The following is a 24,571-nucleotide window of genomic DNA, read 5'->3' as shown; positions in this document are numbered from 1 at the left end:
ATGACAAAAAGTACCCGTGTTATACTTTACTTGCAAGCAGGTATTGTAAACACGGGTTAGTTATAAAGGAGGATAACTGACAATGAAACAACAGATTTACAATACTGCACTTTATCTTAGGTTAAGCCGAGATGATGAATTACAGGGCGAAAGTTCCAGCATTACCACACAAAGAAGTATGTTGCGTCTATATGCAAAAGAACATCATTTGAATGTGATTGATGAATATATTGATGACGGATGGTCGGGAACAAATTTTGAAAGACCGAGTTTTCAAAGAATGATTGAGGATATAGAGGCAGGAAAAATCAACTGTGTTGTAACAAAAGACTTATCACGACTTGGTAGAAACTATATTATGACAGGACAATATACAGAATTGTATTTTCCTAGCCATAATGTCCGTTACATAGCGATTGACGACGGTGTGGACAGCGAAAAAGGCGAAAGTGAGATTGCACCATTTAAGAACATCATCAATGAATGGGTAGCAAGAGATACGAGCCGTAAAGTGAAATCAGCCTTTAAGACGAAATTTGTAGAGGGTGCGTATTATGGGGCTTATGCTCCGTTAGGATATAAGAAACACCCCGACATCAAAGGGAAACTGTTGGTTGATGAGGAAACAAAATGGATTGTTGAAAAAATCTTTTCCCTAGCCTATCAAGGTTACGGAAGTGCAAAAATCACAAAAATACTGCGAGAAGAAAAAGTCCCAACAGCGTCTTGGTTGAATTTTACAAGGTACGGTACTTTTGCTCATATCTTTGAGGGAAAGCCCGAAAGCAAGCGTTATGAGTGGACGATTGCTCATGTAAAGGCGATATTGAAAAGTGAAGTCTATATCGGAAACAGCGTTCATAATCGACAATCAACCGTTTCTTTCAAAAGCAAGAAGAAAGTACGAAAGCCCGAAAGCGAATGGTTTCGAGTAGAAAATACCCACGAACCGATTATTGACAAGGAAGTGTTCTATCGTGTGCAGGAGCAGATAAAATCAAGGCGTAGACAGACAAAGGAAAAGGCAACGCCGATATTTGCAGGGCTTGTCAAGTGTGCGGATTGTGGCTGGTCTATGAGATTTGCGACAAACAAGGCGAATAAAACCCCATATAGTTATTATGCTTGCAGTTATTACGGGCAGTTTGGCAAAGGTAATTGTTCTATGCACTATATCCGCTATGACGTGCTGTATCAAGCCGTATTGGAACGCTTGCAGTATTGGGCTAAGGCAGTACAGCAGGACGAAGAAAAGGTATTGAACAAAATACAGAAAGTCGGCAATGCAGAGCGAATACGGGAAAAGAAGAAAAAGGCAAGTGCCTTGAAGAAAGCCGAGAACCGACAAAATGAGATTGACCGTTTATTTGCGAAAATGTATGAAGATAGAGCCTGTGAGAAGATAACGGAACGAAACTTCATCATGTTGTCGGGGAAATATCAAAAAGAGCAGATAGAACTGGAACAGCAGATAACCAACCTAAGAGAAGAATTAAGTAAAATGGAACAGGATATGATAGGTGCTGAAAAGTGGATTGAGTTAATCAAGGAGTATTCCGTACCAAAGGAACTGACAGCACCGTTATTAAATGCAATGATAGAAAAAATACTCATTCACGAAGCAACAACGAATGAGGATAACGAAAGAATACAGGAAATAGAGATATACTACCGATTTATTGGAAAAGTAGACTGATAAAGAGGGTTCATATCTTTAACTAAGGGAAACTGGTTTGTCAGTGCCAGATGCCGATATGTTAATTTCCATATCTGAGATATTTGAAACACCTGTCAGCACATTGCTTGGAGAAAATATTATTGAAACAAAAGCTGATGATTTAAAAGTGATTTCTGAGAAACTTGAAATTATAAACCTGCAATTGGCAAATAGAAAAATGACGAAACAAAAACTATTACATTGGTTATTTATCTCATTAGGAATAGTGATTATGATTGTTTTTATCATCCTATTTATATCTCACAGTCCCTATTTAAATTGGGATTACAGCAATCCTGAAACTTCAGTGATGGGAGTTGTATTACATGCCTTTGAATGGCTGTTTATCAGAGTAGCACCACTTCTTTTGATTGGCGCAATTACTGGAGTTTACTTCACACGAAAGTTATCTAATCAAGAAAACAATTAAGATTCAATAATTCAATTTCTATACAAAAAGCACATCTTATCCTTATTAGGAATCTGATGTGTTTTTTTCATTCATATATTGTTTTACTTCCTCAGCTGTCAGTTTTCTGATCTGTGAATCAGGATATGCATGAAATTCATCTCTTTGATATATTGGTGCTTTACTAACACAGCTTTTATCCTTGTTTTTTGATAAATAGATTTCTAAATCCATATCATTTGCATATATCTTATATGATTTTCTTCCATTTTTGCTTATGATTTCATAAATACCGCAAGCTTGTTTCATGGTAACATCCGCAGTTCTTAGATAAAGCTTCGCAATTTCTAAAGATTTAAATGGGAAATTCCATCGTTGCAGACCTCTTTTATCATCATGTTCTATACAGATACAGCGACCACATGTACTACAGATATATTGCGTATGGTTTTTTAGACAATCTTCTGGATGTAATAATGGGGTAATGCGACTTTGTGAACTATAACATTCTGGACAATTCATGAAATTCCTTCTTTCTTCTTTTAGTTTAAATCCAAAAACTGTGATTATCAAGAAAAAAAGCTCCTTATCCAAAGAGCTTATCCTTAACGATATAATGGTAAAGAGCCTGTGTACTTATTCATACGTTTTTTATCACCATATAATGCGATACCAAAGTAAGTAAATTCGTTAGTTTTGTGTGCTGCACTACGTTCAATATATTCTTCATATACTTTACATCCTTGCGCAACATCTGTGAAATCTAACATCGTAATCAATTCATCATTTTTTACTTTTTCAACCAATTCTTTTAAATCTTCGCTGTTCATTTTCAGCACTGGCACAGGTATCTGAATCGTACCTGCATGCATAATACCATCCTGATCTTTTACATCAACACCAACACATTCTGGTATCTTTTTCCCTAAAGAAATCCCCAATACTGCTGCTGTATTCATTGCGATACCAAGTGGCAACGCCTCATCAATCACCATAACACATTTCATGTTTTCCATCTTCTATACCCTTCTTTCTTTGTGACAACATTAATCCTGCAAGTGTTAATATCATACCGATCCAGGTCATAATCGTAACCTTTTCTTTTAATACGATCATAGAGGTTACAACGGTAATCACTGGAACCAGATAGATATATGTGGAGCATTTGATAGAACCAAGCTTTTTTAACGCAAAGTTCCAAGAAACAAAACATATGGCAGAAGCACCTAATCCAAGGAAAATCAGATTAAAGATAACTTCTATATGCATAAAATCTGACATCGATACATCAAATCCAAATAGGAATAAGGCCGGTATCATAAATAATAAGCCATAAAAGAAAATTCTTCTTGTCATAGGAATGGTCCCATATCCAAATTCACTGATTTTCTTTGTACATATGGAATATAATGCCCATACCATGGCGGCTAAAAGTGCTAATAAATCTCCTGTTGGATGTATTTCTAAAATCGATTGTCCATTGGTACTTATGAGATAGACACCAAGGATTGCGAATAGAAATCCGATAAAGAATAGCTTATTTGGTTTATCATCCTGATGAAGCAGCCATGAGAATAAAGCTGTAAAACATGGAGAAATGGCTACAATAACACCAACATTACTCGCAAGTGTATATGTCAATGCGATATTTTCTAATAAAAAATATAAAGTAACCCCACAGATACCTGCGAAGATAAAATATTTTTCTCTTGAACGATCAATGGAAAATACTTTAGGATAAGCAAGCCATAATGCAATATATCCCATAAAAAAGCGAATGAATAGTATTTCTACAGGGGCAAAATAGCCTAGTAAAAGTTTAGTAGCGATAAACGTTGTGCCCCATACAAAGATAGTGAATAACGCTGCGAAATGTCCTTGTTTTTCTTTCATACTAGCCCTCACTTTCCTGGAATATCCGTTGATATTGTTTTGGTGTTACACCAATAAATTCTTTAAAATAGTTTGAGAAATGACTTTGATCACTAAAGCCACACATATCTGCGATTTCAATCAATGGAACCTGTTCTTCCAGAAGTTGTTTCGCTTTTTCTATACGTATGCTTTGTAGATAACGATATGGTGAAATTCCATATTGTTTTGTGAAATTGCGCAATAAGTAAGAACGTGACATTGCGGCCATATCTGCTAATTCATCCAAGCTAATATTATCCATAAAGTGATCTTTCATATAAGTACATAAGTGATCTAATGGCTTTGGTTGTGATGGCGTTTCATTAAAATCTCTGGCATATTCTCTTAAAATACCTTCCAGTAATAAATAAAATGCTTCTTGTCGTTCCATATAACATGCATGATTTACAATCGCATCATATAATGTTGCGACATAGTTGGCCAATTCGCTTTGTGGCACCACATTACAGATGAACTCTGGCTGATATTCTTTTCCAGTAATATCTTTCGCGGCTTTTTTCATACATTCAATTGGTATATTTACTGCACGATAATCTAGTAGTTCATGATTGACTGGTGCACAAAAATGGTTATCATAAGGATTGAATAAAATCAAATCACCACTTGTTGTGTCATATTCTTTACCTTTGCACCACAAATGTCTTTTTCCACCCTCAATAAATCCAATAACATAAAATTCATGAAAATGATTTGGGAATTTCTGTACGACTCCCGTTAATTGATAAGCCTCAAGTCCCAGCGACTCATCAAATAAAATATGGCGTTGCTCTTGTTTTTCTATCATATAAAACCTCTCTCTTGGCATTGATTATATCATTACTGATTATAAAATTCTTGTAAGAAATGACACAATCTTTATCATTTTGATTTTTAATTTATATAATGTTTAAAAAGTAATTAAAGATTAGCTCTAAAACACTGCATATATCAGTGTTCGTAATAACTTAAAATATAGAATTTACTATTAACTAAAGAACTTTGATACCACAAGATAATTATAAAGTTGTAAAAACTGCAAGCCCTATATTAATTTTATCTATGATTTTGTAATTATCACCTTCATGAATCAAAAGCTCAAACGGTGATATCTGTGTTTGCCTTTTTTTATCCTCGAATGCAGTTTCAGTCACGATATATATAGGAATTGGCAAATCTGCTTTATCCTACCGCTTTTAATGTAAGTACAAAAAAATCTGAAGCTCATCAGATTTTGTTTATCAGATTTTTCTTTATATTGTGAACACATTTCTTTTCTATCGTTTAAATATGGACATATTCATAATGATACTCATTGTAACATGAATGTATTATCTTTATCTAAATCCAATTTCACTATCATCATATATTGCTGGATATGAGATCCCTATGATTTTTCCATTTTCACATACATACCAATTATTCTCATCTAATAAATCTTCATCAAACTGTGATTCATCGAATCCATCTTCACATACCAAAGCATCAAAAAAGCTTTTAAATTCTGATGCTTCAGGATTTGGATAAAAATTTCCAGAAATCCAAAAACTTTCCCTTTCTGTAATCTCAATTTTTCCAAGAAAAATATTTTTATACATCAATTCCATGTTGTATCCTCCACACATACGTTAGCACCGTTTCATCCTTTGTTGGATTTACTATTTTTTTGATTTCCCCGAAATGCCTTCCAAATAAAATAAATACCCAAACCTATAAAAGGCATTGCGATTCCAATCATTGCCTGATCGAAAAAGACTGTAATTACATTTCCAACAATCGCAAAACCGATAATCATCCATTCCATATCATCATCGTCATCAACGTCAATGTCTAAAGCTGAATCTATTGAAAACCCCAGAAATACCGCAAGTTTTCTCAAACTCTCTAAATCAGGTAATGTTTCATCCAGTTCCCACTTACTGATTGTTTGTCTTGCGACATTTATTTCTTGTGCAAGCTGTTCTTGCGAAAGACCTTTTTCTTTTCTTTTTGTACTAATCATATTACCAATTTCCATAATCGTCACTCCCTTAAAATCTTATGTTAAGTTTATCGTATTTTTCTGCCAAGGTCTAGCAATTTGGGATGGAATTTACGCACTTGATACGAACATTTTTGGTTTTCAATAATATATGATGAATATACAATTCTATTTAATTGCATCATACATACGAAAAAAGGAAATACATAAGATTTCCTTTCCGTATCGATTATGGTGCGATAGAATAAGCACCATCTAATAATAAACATTGTCCTGAATAGTAACTTGAATCAGGTCCAGCTAAGAATGCAATCACTGGCGCAATATCTGTTTCAGGATCACCTAAACGTCGCATTGGCTGTTGCTGAAGAATTGCTTCATACTTCTCTGGGAATTTCTTTGCCCATTCTTTTGCGGCAGGTGATTCAGCACCTGGAAGTACACAATTTACGGTAATACCGTATTGTCCCCATTCCTTAGCAGCTATTTTTGTTAAACCACGAATAGCCTCCTTATTTGATCCATATGCAAGATTTCCAGCATATCCAAACATACCAGTTGCGGATGCGAAATTGATAACACGTCCTTCTTTTTGTTCTTTAAAATATGGGAAGCATTCCTGCATAAAATTCAATGATCCTATCGTACCTGTAGACCATGCTAAGTACATTAATTCATAAGTCGTTTCTTCAACAGGTGCTGATTTTGCGACCGCCTGCGCATTGTTTACCACAACATCTACAGTACCATATGTTTCTACTGTTTTTGCGACAACTTCTTTTACTCGTTCTCGATTAGATGAATCGCAAGACATGGCGAAGCCTTCTCCTCCTGCTTCTTTGATTTCTTTTACAGTTGCTTCAATTGGTTCTATTCTCCGTCCAGTGCATACGACTTTAACACCACGTTTTGCCAGACAAAGTGCGATGCCTTTTCCAATTCCCTGGCCTGCACCTGTAACAATCGCAACCTTTTCATTCAATTGTTTCATTATAGTTTTCCTTTCTATCTTCTTAAAGATTTTATGTAAGTTAATTATATCAAGTCACACAGTAAAGTCAATGTAAACGCATTCAATTTATTCATATTCTATCAACTTTTGATATGTAACACATTTTATGATAGAAAGCGATGCCATAACCTTTCATCTGTGTATAACCATCATGTTCAAATTCTTCAAGATATTTTCTGTCAAATATTTGTTGACATGCCTCCTGACTTTTCTCTTTCAGATTTTGTAGAGAATCTGCGATTTTACACTCAATAACGAAGCCAGGATCATCAAAATCTAAAGGAATATAAGCTAAATCATAACGTCCGTCCCCTGATTCACGATTAGATTTAATTCGTCCTTCTCTTAGCATACCAGCTAAAAAGCCATGATAGTAGTTCTCATGATAATCAAAATAACTGATTGTATACGCTAAAGCTTCATTCAATATCTTACGAGCTGTAACTTCATCTCCCCTGCATAAAGCTTTCATAAAAGGAGAAGATATTTCTTGAATTTTTGTATCCAGCCATTCTTTAAACATCGTTTCATATATATATTTGATTTCCTTATTTGGAATCATTAATTCATAATCATTTTCATTTATTTTTCTAACGATTTTCAAATACCCTGTAAAAAGTAAAAAACTATAGATGTTTTTGATATCATCCATTTCTCTATATGTTAATTCTGGCTTTATTGTTTTTTTGATAGTTTTTTCTTGTATTAGATTATCAATATCATCTCTTAATTCCTGATTTGCATGTAAAATAAAATCATAGATGATTGCATTTCCACTGGAATTAATCCAATATGATTTTGGCTCATCAACGCCATATTGTAAATCTTTAATATAATTTAAAACGCTCCATGGATTATATATTTCCTGATCACAGAATAAATAACCATCATACCATTCTTTCATTTTATCATGATAGCTTGTGAAGTCGTAATATGATAGCAGATTATACACTTCATCTTTTGTAAAACCAAAGCAATCTTGTGCTGCTCTATCCATGATTGAGTAAACATGAAAGTTATTCAATCCTGTAAAGATGCTTTCTTTTGCGATTCTTAAACATCCCGTTAACACACCTTTTTCCAATGCGTCATTGGTTTTTAAAGCCGTACTAAACAAATCTCCCATGAAACTGGACATTTCATCATAATATCCATTTTGGTATGCACTATGTAATGGAACATCATATTCATCAATTAATATGATTACATTTTTTTCATAAAATTGTTTTAAAGCAACAGATATATAGTATAAAGAATTTTGTAGTGTGATATCATCTACATGATCTTTTAATAATTTTTCTAAATAATTTCGATATACAGGATGAACTTTTTCACTTGTTAATAATTCTTCACACTGTACAAGGAGCATTTGGATCAAGCTTAAAAACTTTTGTTTCTGTAGATTCATATTCCTTTGTTTCATATCTTTCAAAGTTATGAAGATAACAGGATATTGATTCTGATGTTCCATGATATCCGTATTTTTCTCGATATGCAAGCCATTAAATAAATAAGCATTTTCTTTTTGTTTGATAGAAAAGAAATAATATAACATACTCATGTTTAATGTTTTTCCAAATCTTCTTGGTCTGGTAAATAAAGATACTTTATCACTGAATATCGTACTAATTAATTCACTTTTATCAATATAAAAATAATCATGATCAATTACTTCCTTAAAGTTTTCTATTCCTATGGCGATCTGCTTCATATCATCACTTCTTTCTTTTCTTTATTTTACCATATTATTAAGATATACTATATCAATTTCATTATATTATGTCAGTTTTATAGCTAGAAAAACACTTCTTTTTCATTACTTTTTTCAACTTATATACCGCATTTAATGCTTTCTCATTCGTGCCATCATCATGAAATAATTCACGCTCATAACCGATTTCCTTATGTTCTAAACACAATTCTAAAAATAATAAAAATATTCCTATATCTATTTGATTATAATACGATACTTTTACCGCAGGCATAATACCTCTTTTACCTGGCTTTTTATATCGATAAACTGATAAATAGTCTTGATGATTTTCTACAATCCAAGGTTGTGTGTTACAAGCACTAGGCGCAAAACGTACGATATCAGAGATACCTGATAATGTAGTACCACTCCATATTTCTTCTTCTGGTTTTCTTTTACTTTTAAACATATCTTTGCGAAATTTTTCTTCTTTGACTTTTTTTATCGCAAGCATAATCACAAAATCCAACCCATGATACGTTGTTTCTTCTACTTTACCTATCCCAAACCATAATGCGCCTATATTCATAGATGCAAGATATAAATCCAATTGTTCTCCAATATATCCTATGTTCTGTAAGTAGTTTAGCTTTTTTTCACTATAAAGTAAAATGCAGTATTCCTGCCCTCTTTTACAAGTTGTCTGATCTGCGGGTAATATTTGCATATCTACTTTGATATTTTCATCAAGTGGGATACATGTTTCAAATATCTTTTGTATTTGTGTTAACTCTTTTGCTGTTAATGTTTCATTTCCTGTATTTCTAAATAGGTGAAAAGATTTGCGTTTGTATATCATTTCATAAAGTGATGTTTTCATAAGTTTCCTCCATATAAGGCAAGGATACTATGCTTTAAAAAATAATACAATCCTTATCGTAATTATTTTTGATATCTGCTGAATAGAAAAAGAATCTGAATTTCTCAGATTCCTAGATTTCTACAATATTACCTTTTTTATCCGCAAGAATAACACTCATATGTAGCGTATTCTTTACAACTTCAGGAATTTCGTTCCACTGTCTGCGATAAGCCAGAGAATCATTAAATGCGATACTATAGTGTGTATTCACATCATCAATATGTTTGATGACTTCACTTAATTTAACTGGTAGTGTTTGTTTTCTACCACGTTTGATTCCCTGTACATTAATAACCCAGCGTTTATCATCTGCGTGTGCCTCGATAAATTCTTTATTTTCTTCATATTCCCAGCCATGTTCTGATAACCAGCCTTTGATCAGGTTACATAAATCTTCTGTATTGCGCTTCATTTTGGCTTTCTTTGCCGCCAGTTTTTCTTCTTCAGATTTAGCTGGTCTACCTCTTTTTTTATTTGGGAACATACGTTCTCTTGTGTCCATATCATGTAGATAGAAACGTACAGTTAAATGAGAACCAAAACCGGTATTTCCTTTTGGACGTTGTAAGATTTCATCTCCCTGTAACATCAATTTATAAATAGCCTGGCAACAGGTTGGCATTGTCGCATGCTGAGGGGATACCAATGCATGCAGTGCCTTACTATTGACTTCAATAAACTCCTTATTGTTTTTCACTGCTTCCATTTTTTTACTGCTTAATACTTCCAAGTAATCTTTAATTCCTGGACCTTTCATATTTAACACTCTCCTTTTAATTGCTTACATTGTAAATGTTTTGTTTTGTCGAATACACGCATATTATGGTGGAAAGCGAAAAAAATTAAATTTTTCATGTATAATAGAGTTAGAAAGTGGTGATTTTATGAGAAAGTCGGTATATAAAAAAATACTGTCTGTGATTGATGCGATTGAATTACAGGGGATTCCCTTTGAGCAGTCTGCCATTCGTGTATATGAAGAAATCGCAAATGATTATTATAATTTAAAGCTTTCCGAGATTAAACATTTAATGGATTTTCTAAAAGCGAAGCATTTATTGAAAGTGAATAAGAATGGCATTGATTTATCTCCTGCTGCGACAATCTATGCGAAAAGCAATCAAAATTCTGGTGTTGAAGCTTTGAGTATGTTTGAAAGTTTTATCTTAAACGAAGAAATACATGAATTCTATAACACACAAATACGTAATAATCCTTTTCTATTGAAAAGTGAAGTATTGGAGTATATTGATCGTGAAAGTCTGGAATATATGTTACAGACTACATTATTTGAAGTTCAGCAAGAGAAAATGCGTTTTCACCCAAAACTACTTAAAGGCATTGGGGATATCCTGCATGAATATCAAAAGGATTCTCCTTTAATATCATGTTTTTTGACTGCACTGTATACGTCAACCATTGTTGCTCATGAGGATATGCGAATTGATTATAAGAATACAATGGAAAAGATGAATGATTATAAATATAAACAAGCAATTTTAAGTATCATTCCAAGACGTGGGATTCCCCATGATCGTGATGAAACGAAAGCTTTACAGGTATTCTATAAAGATACTTTGTTTCATGAATTTGATCATGCGTGCCCCATTTGTGCCATTAATATTCCTCATATGTTAATCGCAAGTCATATCAAGCCATTCCGTGACTGCGCTCATATTTATGAAGCAATCGATCATAATAATGGTTTGTTATTGTGTCGTAATCATGATTATTTATTTGATCAGGGATATATTACTTTTGATGATCATGGATATATTATTCTATCTGGTGAATTGTTAAAGATTGAAAATTGGCAGGAAAAGTTTTCTTTGAAGAAAAATTATCGTTTACCAGAAGAATATCTGACAAGAGATAGAGTCTTATTTTTTCAATATCATAGGAAATATATTTTTAAAGGATAAAAGGCCTTAGAATAGAAGGCCTCTTTTATTTTTTTATTCAATTAACTTTTTCATGAATGCTGCATCTACTGTTTTCGCTATCATGACATCTCTAGCTTCTTGACTTTGATCATGGTCACAATAGAACATCACAATATCTTTTGTAGTATGGATTCCTAATGTATGTATTTCACTTTGTAGCTGTTGAATCGTATCTTCTATCATATGCCAGAATATATCCTCAAAATCATCTTTGATTTCCTCGCTTGGCTCATCTTCTCTAAAATAATCACCAATACGATGATAGTAATAAGAAGCTGTAAAATGTGCTACAAGATCAGTTTTTTGAAAATCAATAAAGCCAAATTCTCCCACACTGTATTCTAAACCATGTAGACCATATATCACCATATCATCATCTGCGTATTCTCGTTTTGTGTTCTCAAATCTAGTTAAGTTATTATAGCGAAAGGAAATCATTCCCACATCAGAATCACAATCAAATACCAATGCATATACATCTTTATTTTCTTCCGTTTGACTAAATGTAATCAATGCTTTTTTTATACATTCGTGAAATTCTTTCTGTAGCTGTTTTGTGTCCATAAGTGCCTCCTCTAACATTCGCCTGTAGGAACTTGACCATTTAAATATTGATGAAGAAACTTATCCATCCACTCGCTTTGATAATCTAATTTTAAGCTATCATAAATCAAACCAAAATCATCTGATATATATCCAGCAAGATCATCATCCTCTGTTTGATCATAGACAAATTCAAATACTTCTTGTCTTAATATTTTACAATCTTCTCGATCTGCATCTGAATAAACTTTCTCTTTTTTCAATTGTTCCAGTTGTTCATAAACCTTCATCCATTCTTTGTCAAATGCTGGCATATCCCTTTGTTCCAGTATCTTTTCAATATCCATCTGTGAAAAATCCATTTCTTCTAATTTCTTTATTATTCCCTCTAACATTTTTCTTCATTCCTTTTGATATAGTATAATCGATTCTACTTTTGATATATCTTTATGACATATTGTCGTGATATAGGTAAACACCTCATCTTCTTCCTGAATTTCTAAAAAATCTCCATAACACAAATCAATATCTATATGACGAAACATTATTTGTGTATCTCCTGCCATAAAAACATCTTTATGATAGGTAATGGTATCAATATCTTCTTTAACGACTTGATGATATGGAAGCCTCTTTAAGATTTCATCTAATTGTTCCCGTTTCAACATGCTTCATCATCTTTTGGATATATTTTTTTACATTCACTTAGCTCTGCAGTATCTTTTTCTGAAATATAAATTTCAGCGGTTTTTGATAAATCATTTCCACATACTTTATGCGTGGAAAGGTAATCCATCATCATTGGGTAATCCTTTTCAACATCTTCTGCACAAAGCCATATACCAATTTTAGTATCAGATAAATAATCGTATCCATTATCTGAAATACGATGGTTTGAGTATTCATCTAAACAATCCGATAGTTTATAAAGGATGTCTAAATCAGGGTTTTCAAGTTTTCTACTGTCTACTACAATAATAATCGTTTGCATATTATTCTCTCCTTTCGGTGTATTTCATAAGGTATTCTTCTTCATTTTCTTTGATAATTTGAAATCCAAGTCGTTGATACAAATGTACAGCTGGATTTGCTTTTTGAACCGATAATGAAACACTTTGATATCCATGATGCTTCACACTTACTAGCATTGTTTCCATGAGTTTTGTGCCAATTCCCAATCCTCGATATTCCTTTTTCACAGATATCGCAAGTGATGGTGTTTGATCATCAATATGCCCATAATCATTCATTATTCTAATCCATACAGCACCCACAATATCATGATCCATTTCTGCCAAGAAGCATATATCATCCTTTTTATTCCCAAAATCTTTGATATAAACCTGTAAATCTTCATTATTTATAATACTTTTATCTGGTGGTTTTACACCTTGAGGGATGAATATTGCATCATAAAGGTAATCTTTCAATAGTGGATATTCTTCTGTTTTTATGTTTCTTATTATCAAATTCATCTTATTCATCATCAAACACGCTTTCAAATATCACTTGTGTTTGCTCGCTCATTTTTCTAACAAAACCACTTAATGATACCGCCGTAGGTATCCCCTCTTTATTTAATCGTAAAGGTTTCTGTGTACTTTTGGTGGGGCCAAAACGTAAATCCTTTAAACAATCTTTTGGTAGAGGGCGTGCCATAATCTCACTGCCATGCATACTTACTGCCGCAATTTCTGCACAACAGGTTTGTGGTTCTTGATGCTTTTTATGTGGTATCTCTTGAAGTTCATCTTCTAAAAGGATTGTTTTTATTGTATCTGGTAATTCATCTTTTTGATTATAAAATTTCGCATCTGCACAGGCATAATAAATATCACCATTTACTTTCCTTCGACATATTGCTACATCTTTTGGAATCAGTGCGCCATATGTGTTCCCTGTGTTTGTCACAAGATATGTAAATGCATTTACTATCTTTTCTACTGGCATTCTTGCCATAACGCATAATGTGCCTTGTAGTAAAGCAACAGGATACAGCACATCCCCTTCTTTTAAACGCTTGATGGAAGGCATTTTTGAATGATGGCTTCCATAAATAACAGATAATGGTCCAATATCTTTTGCTTTTTGTAACTCTTTGATATGTTCTTTTGACCAGAATGTAATATATCCTGCCATATGAATACCTCCTGCTATTTTTTAATTATAACACTTCTTTTCGCAAGTTTGATTATCAAATAATTTTTTTTACTGAAAAAGCTGCCTGGATACTATCAGGCATCATCGTTTTATAAAGATATCAAAGCATAAAAAAACTATACATGTATTTATGTATAGCTTTATTCATCCTTATCTGTTTCTGCAGTATTTTTACTTGGCAACTTGAATACCTGTTCTCCAGGTTTACTTACCATGTATTTACCACGGGCGAAACGTTTCACATATTCAGGATCATTTAATTTGTTTTTTTCATCCGTTAACTGTTCTTTTTGTGTTTCTAAACTAGAAATTGCTGATTCAGATTCCGTGATTTCCTTACGTAGATTCATGGTTGTAATGAAATCAGAAGCAGCCATCCATATCATAAAGCATGATACTAAAATTGCCACAAGACTAAGAAATGTCCGAATCGGATGCTTTTTCTTTTTTACTTTTTTTGTTTCGTTTTTTTCTGACATTCCTTCTCCTCCTCTTCAGCATTTTTACAGGTACTTTTATTATACCAACTATTTTTGAATTTACAAGGAGAATTTTATGCTGTAAAGGTTTAAGAAAGCGCTTGATTCCATTGAAAAATTGTAAAAAGACCGATAAATAAAAGCGATAATAAATCATGATACCTAAAATAAAAAATAAAATAAGATACGCATCTGTGACGCCACCATTGATATGAAACAAGCCATAAAATAAAATCATTGTGAAAACGATAGGATACAGGAACTCCAGCGCTGCCTTTAAGAAACCAAAACGAAACGCTTTTTTGAAGCTGACAAGCATACTAAAACCAAAAGCAAAAACCCAGCCCATAAGAAAATGATAGAGAATCGATTGTACTTGGGTCGCAAGCAGCATTATTTAAAGATTTTACTGATCATGGATTCTGAATTTTTGCCTTTTTTATTACTGACATAAGATAAAGATTCGATGAGTCCTCGAATAATGACATCTCCTCTTTCTGTGTCCAGCTTGCCTAATGTCAGATCCTTGCCACTAATGACCATCCAGCCTTGGGCGGTTTCGAGTAGAAACTCGCTGGCATCAAAACTGTCAATCTGTTTTACTCCTGTGATTTCTAATATTTTACGATCCTTTAATACCACATTATGGTAGGGATTCGTTTCAAAGCGTAATGGATTGCTAGATGTATCTTCCATAAATGAAACCTCCTTTTTCTCTATAGCTTATGATATAAAAAAACAGATAGAACTTATTTACTATCTGTTTTCTTTCTCTGTATAAAGCCAATCATCAATAATCCTGCTTCCGCAATAATCGCTGTTATCAGGGAATACGTACGTATCTGTTGGAAAGTATCTGACATATCTGTCTGAATCACATACGCTTCATAGATTCCCTGAAGTTTGGCTGAAATAGATGTAATCATAGATTCATCTAAATGATAAGCTCCAGCTTTTGATACCTTTTCTAAAGCTTCTGCACCTCTTTTTTGAATATCTAAAGAAGATGTATCATGTTCAATATCTTTTGGTGTAACAATGGCTGTTAATGTTTTCTCATCAACGCCTAGTTGTTTAGCAATATCCTGATAAGAAGTGTGAATTTTATTCGCGATTGTTTCAGAAGTAGGGGTAGATGGTTCATAAACAGCTGGTATAAAGGTGGATACAAATACAAGTATGCCTACACATAATATTGTATATAATACGGATTTTAAATATTTCATTTTACATCCTCCCGTATCGCTGGACCAGATACTAAAGATGCATATACAAAGAAACGCTGTGGGGCAGGTGATTGATCAAATGGGTAACAGCTGTACATGATAAGATATTCTTTTTGGTCATTTAAACAATCTGTATCAAATTCTTCTGGTGTCATGATTTTGATATCATATACTTTATACTCATAATTTCCCCAACTAGTTTTTAATTTCACGATATCGCCTTTTTCTACAAATTGCAGCCGGTTGAAATGTGTCCCATTATGTCCTGCCAATAAGATGGGACGTCCTTCTCCTGGCAAGCCGCTGTTCATATATTGTCCAACACCGATATCAAGAATTGATTCGTTATCTCCATAATATACAGGCTTATCTAAATGCACACGATCAATAGAAACATTGGCATATTGTTGCCCCTCTTTTGGAATTTTGATATCTTTTTTATTAATCAGTTTTTGCCCTTCTAACACCAAAGTTTTTACTTCTTCTACAGCATCTTTTGCGCTTTCTGAAGCTTTTGCATATGTTTGATCATATTGCTTCTGAAATTGTGTTCGATAGAATAAAACTACTGCAATACTACAGATCAATGCGATAAATACTATTATGATTTTATTTTTCATATGCCCACCTCACTTCATTTGTAAATTATAACAGGTTTTGATTTGATATCAAAGAAAAAAGATATTCTCTAATCCTGGAGAACATCCTTTACATCTTCCTTTTTAATTAATTTTTCTTCTATTACCTCAAACATCAATGCGGCATCATTTTTATTTACCTGTTTGGGTGTAGATAAAACACGTACACTTAATTCACGATATCCAAAGATAACCTTAATGGTATCTCCTGGTTTTACATCGGTACTTGGTTTCGCTATTTTTCCATTCACGTAAACACGTTCATTGTCTGCCAGCTCTTTGGATACAGTTCTTCGTTTTAATATACGTGCGGTTTTTAAGTATTTATCTAAACGCATGATATCACCTCTACCCCAATAGTTTACCATTTATTCCTGTTGTTGGCGAGATAAAAGTTGTACAAATGCTTCTAATGCATAGGTTTCTTCCTGGGTTAATTCTTTTTTATCAAATAAAACCACAAAGGCCCCGTACCAGTCGCCATAGGCATTGATGGGATAAATAATACCACCATATTCTTTTGGATCTTTTTCATACACCTGACGAGGTTCAAAGACACGTTTACGATGAATATGACAATCTTCTAAGAAAGATTCCTTCAAAACAATCTCTTTCTTATGCAGCCATTCTTCCTGTATAAACATGACAGTATTTTGATACATCGCATGTAATGTAGAACACATAATTTCAATTTCTTCCATATGTTTTGACATTGCATCAAATTTTTGTATGACAATTCTACCGTTATCTATAAAAAATTCTATAGAATCTCCTTCTTTCAAACGATATTGCTTCCTTATTTCCTTAGGAATGACCAGTCTTCCCAGATCATCTAATCTTCTAACAATTCCTGTCGCTTTCATATTTATGACACTCCTTCATTCATTGTACTCATAGTATGCTCATGTGTTTTTTTTATATACAAATGAAAAATTTTGTCATTTAAAAAGTAAAATAAAAAAAATAAATATTATATATGTGATAATAACTTTAAAGGGTTAACATTTAATAAATAAAAAAGAGTAAAATGGGTATGTCATAAGAAATAGGAGTGATAGACATGATTAAAACAACTGGAGATGCTTGTTGCGACAGAATCCACGAACTTTGTGAAGAACGTAAAATTTCTTTAAACAAATTAAGTATCGTTTGTGGAATGACTCAGTCAACATTAAGCAACATTACTTCTGGAAGAAGTAAGAACCCAACTGTTTCTACAATCAAAAAAATCTGTGATGGATTAAACATCTCATTGACAGACTTCTTTGATTCAGAACACTTTACTAATTTAGATCAGGAAATTAAGTAATTGGGTAAAAAAAGCCAGGTCCTTATGGATCTGGTTTTTTTATACGCTGATTTTCCAAAGACATTGTTTCATATCCACTTTGCCAGATGGTTTAAAGACAACATGCTCTGCTTCTAAAAGCGCACGCTGTTCCTCCCATCCTGCCACTAAGGAACCATCGCTGTGTACAACACGATGGCATGGATAATCACCAAAGTAATCTGCATTGCGCAATGCTTTTCCTACCATACGACAGTTTTTGGGATGTCCGCATAGTTTTGCGATCAACTGATAAGATGCGACACATCCTTTTGGTATCTCTTCAACAATCGCATAGACATTGTAGTAAAAATCTTCATTCATCTAATCACCTTACTTTATTTGTAATATTTCTAAAACCCGTTTATTGCCAAGGGTTTTCACCAACTGTTTATAATTTGCCATACGTTCTTTATAATCTACTTTTGATTGACACATAAAAGATTCTTCTTCACATGCCTTGTTATCGCAAAAGTATACATTGTTTTTGATATATAATCGTATGGAAATCCCTTTGATTTCACCCAATTTCATGATACCACCATAATCAAATTTTACACGATTAGAGAATTGATGGCAGGTTGGACAATATGCTCCATTTTTTAAATTAAACACCTGAATAGTAATCATATCATCTTTCACTTCATGTGATAGATAATCAAATTCATAGCTGATAGCTTTCACAAGTTCTTCTACTGTTGAGATAAGTGAAAAGTCCACGACTTCTGTTTTTGGTTCAAAATGAATATCCCGAAGTAATGTAGTCCCCTGTATTTGCGCCAATGTTTGTAGATACCATATCCAAAAATCAGCTTCTCTTTGTTTTCTGGCATTTTCATCAGCGGATTCATCTTCATATTTATAAATCATACATGCGCAATATATTGTATCCAATTCTTCATATTCTAAATCTTCATCATTGTTGTTTTTATGATTATCATGCGATTCATTTTGTATCATATAAGCAAATGCCTGATATAGGTATCCCAGCATAAAATGCTCGTTAGTTTTTAAAACATTTTGGATATCCTCCAAATATTCGTTCATGATTTGTCTATGGTTCCATTCTTCTTGTTCATGATTTTTCATATATGTAAGGATTTCTGCCACTTTATTTTTTGGATAAATGGAATCAGGCCATTCTGATAATATTTTTTCCATACTGAAAAGTGCCAGTTTATTTCTTTCTTTTTGTTTTGCGCAAAGTAACTGGCGTGTCATAAGCAATAATTTGCCTGTATCTTCGATTTCCTGTATTGCTTGTACATAGATATCTTCCATTAGATCTACCCCTTTTTTAAAATGTATTCTATCAATAATTGAATATTCTCACATTTCTTACATAAACCTCCGATATAGACTTTTGTTTGACCATCTTCCATGATATAAGTAGCTTTGCGTACTTGAAATACATCATTCTTACAATTGGAACATTTTTTTATTTTAAGCTTTGATGGTTGTGTAGATTGGTTATTTATATTTATTTCCTTTCCACATGAAGCACAGATCAATTGTACTGTGTTGGTTTGTTGATCAAGTTTTATTCTAAATTCCTCATGTCCGCAAGTACAGGCGATTGCCTGCATGTCTAATGGTTCCTTCGTCAATGTTTGTAAGTAATTATCTACATCCTGTATAGTAATTTCTTTCCATCCTTCTTCATTACTCATTGTTTCATAAGAATATTTTGTAGTATGTGGATAATCATACGGGTGTAATTTATGGCATCTTGCCCAAGCAAGTTCTGGTACTGTTAATATTGCCTCAAAACCAAGATCACTCTTTAATTTTTTTCTACCTGCTACTACTGCATTATAATATGGCTTTGCGTTGATCAAGGCAACACAACGAGCATACAAAAACTCATCTGCGGAAAAGTTTTCACCTTTATAAACACTTTGTGCAATTTTTCTAGTATCTAATCGATACAACAACTCTGCCATCATTTCATCAAAAGCAAAAATCAAATCATCGCCATATTTCGCCAATAATGCAATCAATGGTTCTAATACCGCATAATCATCCCCTTGTTTATCCCAATCCAAATAATCCGTAAAATAGAAAAAATCAATAGGTGTCATCTTTTTACTATGTAATATAAATTGTATAAAAAGCGGTGGTTTATTAGGTCCTGGCATTGCATAAAAACGTTCTTTTTCTGGCATTATATTCACCCCACATTTTCTTTATAATCCGCATATGCTTCATCAATGATATGTTCAAATCGATGATAATCTTCCCATGTTCCTACAAATTCTAAAGGTAAATCACAAAGATCATTGACTACCCAGACATTGTATTCATGGATATATTGTTCATAATATGCGCCCACAAATGGTAGTATTTCATTACTGAAATCAGATATCCATAACTTTCCATCGCAGTAATCTAAGAAAAAATCAACACCCAGCATTTCTTCTTTTCTAACCTTTTCTAATGCCTCTGGTTCATCTTCATGTATTTCGCCTTCAAAGTGATGTTGAATGATCCATGTCATAAAAAATCCTATATGGTTTGCGGCCATACGTTGAATTTGTATTTCATTTTCTTCTGTAATTTCCTCTGGCTTTTTCTTATACAGAAATAAAAAATTCTCATACGCCGCATCATAATAGTTATCCATACGATCGTAACTACTTTCCATACGCACAACATTTTTACCATATTTCCATTCTCTTTGTTGTTTTTCCGGTTGTTTTTCTTGCGTATTTTTTACTTTTTTAAACTTATCAAATAATCCCATTTTATACTCCTTTCACAGAATCCATTGTGATTCATTTATTATCTGAAAATCATTACCTAATTCTTTTTTTATATCCTCCAGCAATGATAAGCCAGTTTCGTATAAAGCTTTGCGCTCATCTTTGTGCATGACAAAAGGCCCAGCTGGATCCTTCCAATCTATCAAAGACAATATCTTTTCATCATATGCTTCCAATGCTTCTATTAACGCTTTTGATAATCCTAATGATTGATAAGAAATTTCATACCCATAGATATCTTCTGTTGCCTGATCTTGCGCCCATAAGCTTGTGGCATAGTATTCTGGCATAAAGCGTAATTTATATTTCATGCCTGCTTGCATATAGTTTCCAGAATACATCGTATCAAAATGTTCTATCATCTTATCACCTCTGTATCTCATAATGTCACAATTATAGACAATGTTTTTATGAAGTTAAGTAAAAATTAGATTTCATTATCAGTTCCTTTGCCTGATTTATTTGTTTTTCATGCCATTTTGTGTACATGTTTTCATCATTTAGAATGGTGAAAAGCTCTTGCACAATTGCTAAATGCTCCATATGTTTTTGCATATATTCTGTATAGTAATCGATTTGGGCTTTATCCATCCACGCTGTTTTATTTTTTGGATCATTTGATGAATTTTGATATAACTCCAACAAATTCTGGTTTGTTTTTTCATATTCATTTTTAGATTCTAATAATAAATTTAAATCTTTTTTTGCGCTTTCTTTATCATTCATACCTAAATAAAACGCGGCATTTTTTAGCAGTAAAATATAGTTTCTTACATCTAAAATATCCGATTTTTTATATTCTTTTATATAGAAATTTTTAATAGCTTTTATATCAGGATATTGATCAAAAAATGGAAAAAGTTCTTCTGTAATTAATTCTTTTATATCCTGTATTGCCATTTTTATATTTTTTTTTGTTGAACAATCAAATACAAAAGGAAAGTTCTTTTCAGCTGCGACTTTACAAAACGACTCATCACTTTTTTCATCATAATATACCATACATAATGGATAAACATAACCTTTCAATTTACGAATGCCTTTATTTGTTTTCCTAATAGATGTTACTTCTATCTCATATACAAGCTCACGGTAAATCTTACAATAACGCTGTCTGGTTTTTGAAACTTTATGAAACCCATTTTGTTTTAATAATTCAAGAATATTTAATTTAATTTCTGAATCGATCATTGTTTTGATTTCCTTACTTGTCAATTCAGAAGCAACAATCTCATCATATTCTGATATTCTCCATGGTTTATTCTTTAAACACTTTTTTAATTCCTGATTAGATAAATTTGATTTCATTTTTAAATTCATAAAATGTATAAATCTAATTGCTACCACTATTATTGATATAAATACAATTAATTTCAATACTTTCACCTTCTTTTATCTTATCCATTCCTAAAACATAACTCATATCTTATTCTTAATATTCCACTCCTTTTCTGGCTGGTATATTTTGATCATATGGGTGCTTTTTCGCAATCATTTCCGTTTCATAATCGCATAATTCTTTTAATCTTGCGTCTGGATTTCTTCCAGTTAATACAATTTCTTTTGTGTCATGGTTTTCTATTAAAAATTTTAAAACACGTTCTAAGGAAATCATTTCCAAACCAATTACATCCAGTATCTCATCTAAAATTATACAATCATATCCAGTAGATGATGTTACTTCCTGCCATAGCTGTTGTTGAGCTATTATACACTTTGTCTTTTCTGTTTCATCCATTTGAAAATAGAACTTTCTGAATGGATAATGATATCGTACATCTATATGGGATTGATTTTTTAAGAAGATGATTTCCCCACTTGTGCCATCTTTCAAAAATTGCGCGATCAGACATTTTTTGTGATGACCTGCCATGCGTATCGCAAGACCAAGTGCAGTAGTTGTTTTACCTTTTCCTGAACCGTGATAAATATGTATCATAAAACACCTCCATATTTACCTTTAGTATATCATTTTTTCTTATATCTCTATAGAAAAAAAGTGCCCAATTTTCAGACACTTATAATTCATTTTCTGCATCTTCATCTAATGCTTCTATTAAAAAGCTAACAGGGCGAAACCCATCGTTACAGGATATCATCGCAGACTTTTTGTTTTTCATCCAGCCTTCATAAAAATCTTCTGCGCTATGTGATAATGCCATCACAAAAGACGACATACTTTCCCATGCACTATCGCACATTCCTTCAGGCTTACACCATCCATTTGTGATAAACACCATGCCTTCTTTCATATCACAAGCATGCTCTATTGGATTTTCATATTGCGCCATTAAGTCCTGATAACACGCAACTCTCATAACTGTAATTTTACATTTTTTCATAAACTATCCTGCCTTATTTAATCTTTGAAGATTCTTTTGCGTATAATTAAACATAACCACATTTGGGATATACGCAGCATATAACTTGATCAATATAAGTTAACTTCTCTCATTTCCATATCACATTTACAACTTTTCATATCATCAACTCCTATTCATCCCAATGCTTTGGTTGTGATAAGCATTCTTTGAAACTATTTGCGACAAAATAACATTCATCTTCTTCCCATCCCATATCACCTGCACATACAGCATAAACAGATGCATCATCATATCGCATATTAAAGATGTAGAAATTGCCACATCCATCCATCGCAAATGGATAAGCAAATGGCATAAATTCAGAGAAATGATATAAGTCATAATATTCAATGACTTCTTCTAACGCTAAAAACTGATACTCTCGCTCGCCATATAAAAAGATACCACCATTGCTTTCAGATATCAATGTCTTATAATCTTCTGGAACCACTTGCGAAGGAAAGTTTTGTCCACGTAACCACGCATATAAGTTCTTGAAATCGTCATTAGTTGCGCCTTTATTTCTGGTATATATTGTATCAAAATGTTCTATCATCTCATCACCCCATTTATCTCATAATGCCACAATTATAGATGTTTTTTTACCGTTTCAAAACACCACATTTATAAACATTCAGTATATCTCCTATTACCATTATAACAAATATAGTTCTAAAATTTAAAATCAAATATGTAAATTGATAATACATGTTATAATTGTAACAAAGGCTGGTGGTTCATATGGTACAATATGAAATGTATTTTACAAATGAATATACAGAAGAAATCATTTCAGACTTGTGTAATATCATGAAATTACCTTATTCAGATGAAAAAGTAAATAAAGCAATGTCTGAAAAAGATATTTATAGTAAAGATAATTTATTAATTATACAAAACAAAGAGTGCTTTATATGTACGAATTGTAGTAATATTGATTATATTTATCCACTTATTATTCGTTGTCCTGATGCTTTATCAGAAGCTGTAAATCAATGTATGTTTACATGGGATCAACAGATTAGACTAGAATATTGTCAGGAACCATCAAAGGGTATTCCAAATGTTTATAGTAACGATAACACTCTTTTAAAGTATTTAGAGGATGTTTATCAAATGAGATTTTTATAAAATATTATATAAGTCACATACGATCAAAATATTAATTTTAAATTATACGTTTTATAAACAATAAAAAAGGCGAATGTATATTGATGATATGCACTCGCCTTTCTATTCATTACCATTTTATATATGTGTAATTTTTTCAATCAAACAGGTATGTTTCTTATCCTTTTTCGCATAATTAATGCCAACAAATAAACACTCTTCTGCATAGTTGATTTTTTCTATATAGTTCTTATCTTTAATTTGCTGAATTGCTTCTCCAGCTGTTTTATCATATTTCAATTCTAATATAATTGCAGGATACCCTGATATTTTAGGCGTAAACAAGAAATCTACATATCCTTTCCCTGATTTATC

The 24,571-nt window shown here is 32.6% G+C and carries 38 protein-coding genes; 5 read left to right on the top strand and 33 right to left on the bottom strand.

Annotation, left to right across the window (positions count from 1 at the left end):
• Window positions 1–82 precede the first annotated feature (82 nt).
• Both DW114_RS04955 and DW114_RS04950 read left to right on the top strand, forming a co-directional pair.
• Window positions 83–1,696, top strand: a complete 1,614-nt coding sequence (locus tag DW114_RS04955; RefSeq protein WP_113990459.1) for a recombinase family protein — start codon at window positions 83–85, stop codon at window positions 1,694–1,696.
• A 43-nt stretch (window positions 1,697–1,739) separates the two neighbouring features.
• Window positions 1,740–2,147, top strand: coding sequence for an XRE family transcriptional regulator (locus tag DW114_RS04950; RefSeq protein ID WP_317286366.1), 408 nt, complete (start codon window positions 1,740–1,742; stop codon window positions 2,145–2,147).
• A gap of 45 nt (window positions 2,148–2,192) precedes the next feature.
• Here the strand turns inward: DW114_RS04950 and DW114_RS04945 are convergent, their stop codons facing one another.
• The 10 genes from DW114_RS04945 to DW114_RS04900 form a co-directional block, all read right to left on the bottom strand.
• A complete protein-coding gene (locus tag DW114_RS04945; RefSeq protein WP_117452678.1) occupies window positions 2,193–2,648 on the bottom strand; it encodes a hypothetical protein in 456 nt (151 codons plus the stop codon).
• A gap of 83 nt (window positions 2,649–2,731) precedes the next feature.
• Window positions 2,732–3,142: a DUF2000 domain-containing protein gene (locus tag DW114_RS04940; RefSeq protein WP_117452702.1), complete on the bottom strand. Its 411-nt coding sequence runs from the start codon at window positions 3,140–3,142 to the stop codon at window positions 2,732–2,734.
• A complete protein-coding gene (locus tag DW114_RS04935; RefSeq protein WP_117452677.1) occupies window positions 3,111–4,019 on the bottom strand; it encodes a DMT family transporter in 909 nt (302 codons plus the stop codon). The genes DW114_RS04940 and DW114_RS04935 overlap by 32 nt, the downstream gene beginning before the upstream one ends.
• 1 nt (window position 4,020) lies before the next feature.
• A complete protein-coding gene (locus DW114_RS04930; RefSeq protein ID WP_117452676.1) occupies window positions 4,021–4,845 on the bottom strand; it encodes an AraC family transcriptional regulator in 825 nt (274 codons plus the stop codon).
• A 529-nt stretch (window positions 4,846–5,374) separates the two neighbouring features.
• Entirely contained in the window at window positions 5,375–5,644 is a 270-nt protein-coding gene (locus DW114_RS04925) for a hypothetical protein (RefSeq protein ID WP_117452675.1), read from the bottom strand.
• A 32-nt stretch (window positions 5,645–5,676) separates the two neighbouring features.
• Entirely contained in the window at window positions 5,677–6,054 is a 378-nt protein-coding gene (locus DW114_RS04920; protein WP_117452674.1) for a helix-turn-helix domain-containing protein, read from the bottom strand.
• 193 nt (window positions 6,055–6,247) lie between these two features.
• Window positions 6,248–7,009, bottom strand: coding sequence for an SDR family NAD(P)-dependent oxidoreductase (locus DW114_RS04915; protein WP_117452673.1), 762 nt, complete (start codon window positions 7,007–7,009; stop codon window positions 6,248–6,250).
• A gap of 91 nt (window positions 7,010–7,100) precedes the next feature.
• Window positions 7,101–8,741, bottom strand: coding sequence for an AAA family ATPase (locus DW114_RS04910; RefSeq protein ID WP_117452672.1), 1,641 nt, complete (start codon window positions 8,739–8,741; stop codon window positions 7,101–7,103).
• Window positions 8,742–8,802: 61 nt separating this feature from the next.
• Window positions 8,803–9,603 carry a nitroreductase family protein gene (locus tag DW114_RS04905; protein ID WP_117452671.1) on the bottom strand — a complete coding sequence of 267 codons (801 nt, stop codon included), beginning with the start codon at window positions 9,601–9,603 and terminating at the stop codon, window positions 8,803–8,805.
• 112 nt (window positions 9,604–9,715) lie between these two features.
• On the bottom strand, window positions 9,716–10,402 hold the full coding sequence (locus DW114_RS04900) for an AT hook domain-containing protein (RefSeq protein ID WP_117452670.1): 687 nt from the start codon (window positions 10,400–10,402) through the stop codon (window positions 9,716–9,718).
• A gap of 127 nt (window positions 10,403–10,529) precedes the next feature.
• Between DW114_RS04900 and DW114_RS04895 the strand changes: the two genes are divergently transcribed.
• The gene (locus DW114_RS04895; RefSeq protein ID WP_117452669.1) at window positions 10,530–11,567 is read left to right on the top strand and encodes an HNH endonuclease; all 1,038 of its coding nucleotides are present in this window, start codon (window positions 10,530–10,532) and stop codon (window positions 11,565–11,567) included.
• A 33-nt stretch (window positions 11,568–11,600) separates the two neighbouring features.
• On the opposite strand, the gene DW114_RS04890 is transcribed toward DW114_RS04895, so the two are convergent.
• The 13 genes from DW114_RS04890 to DW114_RS04830 form a co-directional block, all read right to left on the bottom strand.
• The gene (locus tag DW114_RS04890; protein WP_158552337.1) at window positions 11,601–12,152 is read right to left on the bottom strand and encodes a DUF4303 domain-containing protein; all 552 of its coding nucleotides are present in this window, start codon (window positions 12,150–12,152) and stop codon (window positions 11,601–11,603) included.
• Between the two features lie 11 nt (window positions 12,153–12,163).
• A complete protein-coding gene (locus tag DW114_RS04885; RefSeq protein WP_117452667.1) occupies window positions 12,164–12,526 on the bottom strand; it encodes a hypothetical protein in 363 nt (120 codons plus the stop codon).
• Between the two features lie 6 nt (window positions 12,527–12,532).
• Entirely contained in the window at window positions 12,533–12,799 is a 267-nt protein-coding gene (locus DW114_RS04880) for a hypothetical protein (protein ID WP_117452666.1), read from the bottom strand.
• Entirely contained in the window at window positions 12,793–13,122 is a 330-nt protein-coding gene (locus tag DW114_RS04875) for a hypothetical protein (protein ID WP_117452665.1), read from the bottom strand. The genes DW114_RS04880 and DW114_RS04875 overlap by 7 nt, the downstream gene beginning before the upstream one ends.
• Before the next feature lies 1 nt (window position 13,123).
• Window positions 13,124–13,606 (bottom strand): GNAT family N-acetyltransferase, encoded by a 483-nt coding sequence (locus DW114_RS04870; protein WP_117452701.1) that lies wholly within the window; start codon window positions 13,604–13,606, stop codon window positions 13,124–13,126.
• A gap of 1 nt (window position 13,607) precedes the next feature.
• Window positions 13,608–14,270 (bottom strand): hypothetical protein, encoded by a 663-nt coding sequence (locus DW114_RS04865; protein WP_117452664.1) that lies wholly within the window; start codon window positions 14,268–14,270, stop codon window positions 13,608–13,610.
• Between the two features lie 161 nt (window positions 14,271–14,431).
• Window positions 14,432–14,770 carry an FtsB family cell division protein gene (locus DW114_RS04860; RefSeq protein ID WP_117452663.1) on the bottom strand — a complete coding sequence of 113 codons (339 nt, stop codon included), beginning with the start codon at window positions 14,768–14,770 and terminating at the stop codon, window positions 14,432–14,434.
• A complete protein-coding gene (gene yabQ, locus DW114_RS22130; RefSeq protein WP_117452662.1) occupies window positions 14,706–15,164 on the bottom strand; it encodes a spore cortex biosynthesis protein YabQ in 459 nt (152 codons plus the stop codon). The genes DW114_RS04860 and yabQ overlap by 65 nt, the downstream gene beginning before the upstream one ends.
• Entirely contained in the window at window positions 15,164–15,466 is a 303-nt protein-coding gene (yabP, locus tag DW114_RS04850; protein WP_117452661.1) for a sporulation protein YabP, read from the bottom strand. The genes yabQ and yabP overlap by 1 nt, the downstream gene beginning before the upstream one ends.
• 53 nt (window positions 15,467–15,519) lie before the next feature.
• Window positions 15,520–15,996: a hypothetical protein gene (locus DW114_RS04845; protein ID WP_117452660.1), complete on the bottom strand. Its 477-nt coding sequence runs from the start codon at window positions 15,994–15,996 to the stop codon at window positions 15,520–15,522.
• The gene (locus tag DW114_RS04840) at window positions 15,993–16,616 is read right to left on the bottom strand and encodes a class D sortase (protein WP_117452659.1); all 624 of its coding nucleotides are present in this window, start codon (window positions 16,614–16,616) and stop codon (window positions 15,993–15,995) included. Before DW114_RS04840 ends, DW114_RS04845 begins: the two co-directional genes overlap by 4 nt.
• Before the next feature lie 68 nt (window positions 16,617–16,684).
• On the bottom strand, window positions 16,685–16,972 hold the full coding sequence (locus DW114_RS04835; RefSeq protein ID WP_117452658.1) for an RNA-binding S4 domain-containing protein: 288 nt from the start codon (window positions 16,970–16,972) through the stop codon (window positions 16,685–16,687).
• Window positions 16,973–17,002: 30 nt separating this feature from the next.
• The gene (locus DW114_RS04830) at window positions 17,003–17,497 is read right to left on the bottom strand and encodes an AbrB/MazE/SpoVT family DNA-binding domain-containing protein (RefSeq protein WP_117452657.1); all 495 of its coding nucleotides are present in this window, start codon (window positions 17,495–17,497) and stop codon (window positions 17,003–17,005) included.
• A gap of 197 nt (window positions 17,498–17,694) precedes the next feature.
• Here DW114_RS04830 and DW114_RS04825 point away from each other — a divergent pair, with 197 nt between their 5' ends.
• Window positions 17,695–17,943: a helix-turn-helix domain-containing protein gene (locus DW114_RS04825; RefSeq protein WP_117452656.1), complete on the top strand. Its 249-nt coding sequence runs from the start codon at window positions 17,695–17,697 to the stop codon at window positions 17,941–17,943.
• A gap of 39 nt (window positions 17,944–17,982) precedes the next feature.
• Here the strand turns inward: DW114_RS04825 and DW114_RS04820 are convergent, their stop codons facing one another.
• From DW114_RS04820 to DW114_RS04780, 9 genes are all read right to left on the bottom strand, one after another.
• Window positions 17,983–18,285, bottom strand: coding sequence for an MGMT family protein (locus DW114_RS04820; RefSeq protein WP_117452655.1), 303 nt, complete (start codon window positions 18,283–18,285; stop codon window positions 17,983–17,985).
• 9 nt (window positions 18,286–18,294) lie between these two features.
• On the bottom strand, window positions 18,295–19,242 hold the full coding sequence (locus DW114_RS04815) for a hypothetical protein (RefSeq protein WP_117452654.1): 948 nt from the start codon (window positions 19,240–19,242) through the stop codon (window positions 18,295–18,297).
• Between the two features lie 5 nt (window positions 19,243–19,247).
• Window positions 19,248–20,126: a DUF4240 domain-containing protein gene (locus tag DW114_RS04810; RefSeq protein ID WP_117452653.1), complete on the bottom strand. Its 879-nt coding sequence runs from the start codon at window positions 20,124–20,126 to the stop codon at window positions 19,248–19,250.
• Between the two features lie 5 nt (window positions 20,127–20,131).
• Window positions 20,132–20,704: a hypothetical protein gene (locus DW114_RS04805; RefSeq protein ID WP_199483645.1), complete on the bottom strand. Its 573-nt coding sequence runs from the start codon at window positions 20,702–20,704 to the stop codon at window positions 20,132–20,134.
• A 12-nt stretch (window positions 20,705–20,716) separates the two neighbouring features.
• Complete coding sequence (locus tag DW114_RS04800; protein WP_117452652.1) at window positions 20,717–21,085, bottom strand: hypothetical protein; 369 nt, start codon at window positions 21,083–21,085, stop codon at window positions 20,717–20,719.
• A 46-nt stretch (window positions 21,086–21,131) separates the two neighbouring features.
• Window positions 21,132–22,100 (bottom strand): hypothetical protein, encoded by a 969-nt coding sequence (locus DW114_RS04795; protein WP_147322651.1) that lies wholly within the window; start codon window positions 22,098–22,100, stop codon window positions 21,132–21,134.
• A 55-nt stretch (window positions 22,101–22,155) separates the two neighbouring features.
• Window positions 22,156–22,662, bottom strand: coding sequence for a cob(I)yrinic acid a,c-diamide adenosyltransferase (locus tag DW114_RS04790; RefSeq protein ID WP_117452650.1), 507 nt, complete (start codon window positions 22,660–22,662; stop codon window positions 22,156–22,158).
• Window positions 22,663–22,741: 79 nt separating this feature from the next.
• On the bottom strand, window positions 22,742–23,065 hold the full coding sequence (locus DW114_RS04785) for a TIGR04076 family protein (RefSeq protein ID WP_117452649.1): 324 nt from the start codon (window positions 23,063–23,065) through the stop codon (window positions 22,742–22,744).
• 151 nt (window positions 23,066–23,216) lie between these two features.
• Window positions 23,217–23,642, bottom strand: coding sequence for an SMI1/KNR4 family protein (locus DW114_RS04780; RefSeq protein WP_117452648.1), 426 nt, complete (start codon window positions 23,640–23,642; stop codon window positions 23,217–23,219).
• 185 nt (window positions 23,643–23,827) lie between these two features.
• Here DW114_RS04780 and DW114_RS04775 point away from each other — a divergent pair, with 185 nt between their 5' ends.
• A complete protein-coding gene (locus DW114_RS04775) occupies window positions 23,828–24,217 on the top strand; it encodes a hypothetical protein (protein WP_117452647.1) in 390 nt (129 codons plus the stop codon).
• 117 nt (window positions 24,218–24,334) lie between these two features.
• On the opposite strand, the gene DW114_RS04770 is transcribed toward DW114_RS04775, so the two are convergent.
• Window positions 24,335–24,571, bottom strand: a 237-nt coding sequence (locus DW114_RS04770) for a PD-(D/E)XK nuclease domain-containing protein (protein ID WP_199485902.1), incomplete at its 5' end; no start/stop codon positions are given.

Source organism: Absiella sp. AM09-50, from assembly GCF_003433845.1.
Lineage (GTDB): Bacteria > Bacillota_I > Bacilli_A > Erysipelotrichales > Erysipelotrichaceae > Hoskinsella > Hoskinsella hominis.
Note: the sequence above shows the minus strand (reverse complement) of the source record. Positions and strands in the feature narration are given on the sequence as shown.

Excerpts from the sequence above, each read along its gene's own strand:
- DW114_RS04955 (WP_113990459.1), top strand. The coding sequence starts at position 83 with ATGAAACAACAGATTTACAATACTGCACTTTATCTTAGGTTAAGCCGA.
- DW114_RS04945 (WP_117452678.1), bottom strand. The coding sequence starts at position 2,648 with ATGAATTGTCCAGAATGTTATAGTTCACAAAGTCGCATTACCCCATTA.
- DW114_RS04940 (WP_117452702.1), bottom strand. The coding sequence starts at position 3,142 with ATGGAAAACATGAAATGTGTTATGGTGATTGATGAGGCGTTGCCACTT.
- DW114_RS04935 (WP_117452677.1), bottom strand. The coding sequence starts at position 4,019 with ATGAAAGAAAAACAAGGACATTTCGCAGCGTTATTCACTATCTTTGTA.
- DW114_RS04930 (WP_117452676.1), bottom strand. The coding sequence starts at position 4,845 with ATGATAGAAAAACAAGAGCAACGCCATATTTTATTTGATGAGTCGCTG.
- DW114_RS04925 (WP_117452675.1), bottom strand. The coding sequence starts at position 5,644 with ATGGAATTGATGTATAAAAATATTTTTCTTGGAAAAATTGAGATTACA.
- DW114_RS04920 (WP_117452674.1), bottom strand. The coding sequence starts at position 6,054 with ATGGAAATTGGTAATATGATTAGTACAAAAAGAAAAGAAAAAGGTCTT.
- DW114_RS04915 (WP_117452673.1), bottom strand. The coding sequence starts at position 7,009 with ATGAAACAATTGAATGAAAAGGTTGCGATTGTTACAGGTGCAGGCCAG.
- DW114_RS04910 (WP_117452672.1), bottom strand. The coding sequence starts at position 8,741 with ATGAAGCAGATCGCCATAGGAATAGAAAACTTTAAGGAAGTAATTGAT.
- DW114_RS04905 (WP_117452671.1), bottom strand. The coding sequence starts at position 9,603 with ATGAAAACATCACTTTATGAAATGATATACAAACGCAAATCTTTTCAC.
- DW114_RS04900 (WP_117452670.1), bottom strand. The coding sequence starts at position 10,402 with ATGAAAGGTCCAGGAATTAAAGATTACTTGGAAGTATTAAGCAGTAAA.
- DW114_RS04895 (WP_117452669.1), top strand. The coding sequence starts at position 10,530 with ATGAGAAAGTCGGTATATAAAAAAATACTGTCTGTGATTGATGCGATT.
- DW114_RS04890 (WP_158552337.1), bottom strand. The coding sequence starts at position 12,152 with ATGGACACAAAACAGCTACAGAAAGAATTTCACGAATGTATAAAAAAA.
- DW114_RS04885 (WP_117452667.1), bottom strand. The coding sequence starts at position 12,526 with ATGTTAGAGGGAATAATAAAGAAATTAGAAGAAATGGATTTTTCACAG.
- DW114_RS04880 (WP_117452666.1), bottom strand. The coding sequence starts at position 12,799 with ATGTTGAAACGGGAACAATTAGATGAAATCTTAAAGAGGCTTCCATAT.
- DW114_RS04875 (WP_117452665.1), bottom strand. The coding sequence starts at position 13,122 with ATGCAAACGATTATTATTGTAGTAGACAGTAGAAAACTTGAAAACCCT.
- DW114_RS04870 (WP_117452701.1), bottom strand. The coding sequence starts at position 13,606 with ATGAATTTGATAATAAGAAACATAAAAACAGAAGAATATCCACTATTG.
- DW114_RS04865 (WP_117452664.1), bottom strand. The coding sequence starts at position 14,270 with ATGGCAGGATATATTACATTCTGGTCAAAAGAACATATCAAAGAGTTA.
- DW114_RS04860 (WP_117452663.1), bottom strand. The coding sequence starts at position 14,770 with ATGTCAGAAAAAAACGAAACAAAAAAAGTAAAAAAGAAAAAGCATCCG.
- yabQ (WP_117452662.1), bottom strand. The coding sequence starts at position 15,164 with ATGCTGCTTGCGACCCAAGTACAATCGATTCTCTATCATTTTCTTATG.
- yabP (WP_117452661.1), bottom strand. The coding sequence starts at position 15,466 with ATGGAAGATACATCTAGCAATCCATTACGCTTTGAAACGAATCCCTAC.
- DW114_RS04845 (WP_117452660.1), bottom strand. The coding sequence starts at position 15,996 with ATGAAATATTTAAAATCCGTATTATATACAATATTATGTGTAGGCATA.
- DW114_RS04840 (WP_117452659.1), bottom strand. The coding sequence starts at position 16,616 with ATGAAAAATAAAATCATAATAGTATTTATCGCATTGATCTGTAGTATT.
- DW114_RS04835 (WP_117452658.1), bottom strand. The coding sequence starts at position 16,972 with ATGCGTTTAGATAAATACTTAAAAACCGCACGTATATTAAAACGAAGA.
- DW114_RS04830 (WP_117452657.1), bottom strand. The coding sequence starts at position 17,497 with ATGAAAGCGACAGGAATTGTTAGAAGATTAGATGATCTGGGAAGACTG.
- DW114_RS04825 (WP_117452656.1), top strand. The coding sequence starts at position 17,695 with ATGATTAAAACAACTGGAGATGCTTGTTGCGACAGAATCCACGAACTT.
- DW114_RS04820 (WP_117452655.1), bottom strand. The coding sequence starts at position 18,285 with ATGAATGAAGATTTTTACTACAATGTCTATGCGATTGTTGAAGAGATA.
- DW114_RS04815 (WP_117452654.1), bottom strand. The coding sequence starts at position 19,242 with ATGGAAGATATCTATGTACAAGCAATACAGGAAATCGAAGATACAGGC.
- DW114_RS04810 (WP_117452653.1), bottom strand. The coding sequence starts at position 20,126 with ATGCCAGAAAAAGAACGTTTTTATGCAATGCCAGGACCTAATAAACCA.
- DW114_RS04805 (WP_199483645.1), bottom strand. The coding sequence starts at position 20,704 with ATGGGATTATTTGATAAGTTTAAAAAAGTAAAAAATACGCAAGAAAAA.
- DW114_RS04800 (WP_117452652.1), bottom strand. The coding sequence starts at position 21,085 with ATGATAGAACATTTTGATACGATGTATTCTGGAAACTATATGCAAGCA.
- DW114_RS04790 (WP_117452650.1), bottom strand. The coding sequence starts at position 22,662 with ATGATACATATTTATCACGGTTCAGGAAAAGGTAAAACAACTACTGCA.
- DW114_RS04785 (WP_117452649.1), bottom strand. The coding sequence starts at position 23,065 with ATGAAAAAATGTAAAATTACAGTTATGAGAGTTGCGTGTTATCAGGAC.
- DW114_RS04780 (WP_117452648.1), bottom strand. The coding sequence starts at position 23,642 with ATGATAGAACATTTTGATACAATATATACCAGAAATAAAGGCGCAACT.
- DW114_RS04775 (WP_117452647.1), top strand. The coding sequence starts at position 23,828 with ATGGTACAATATGAAATGTATTTTACAAATGAATATACAGAAGAAATC.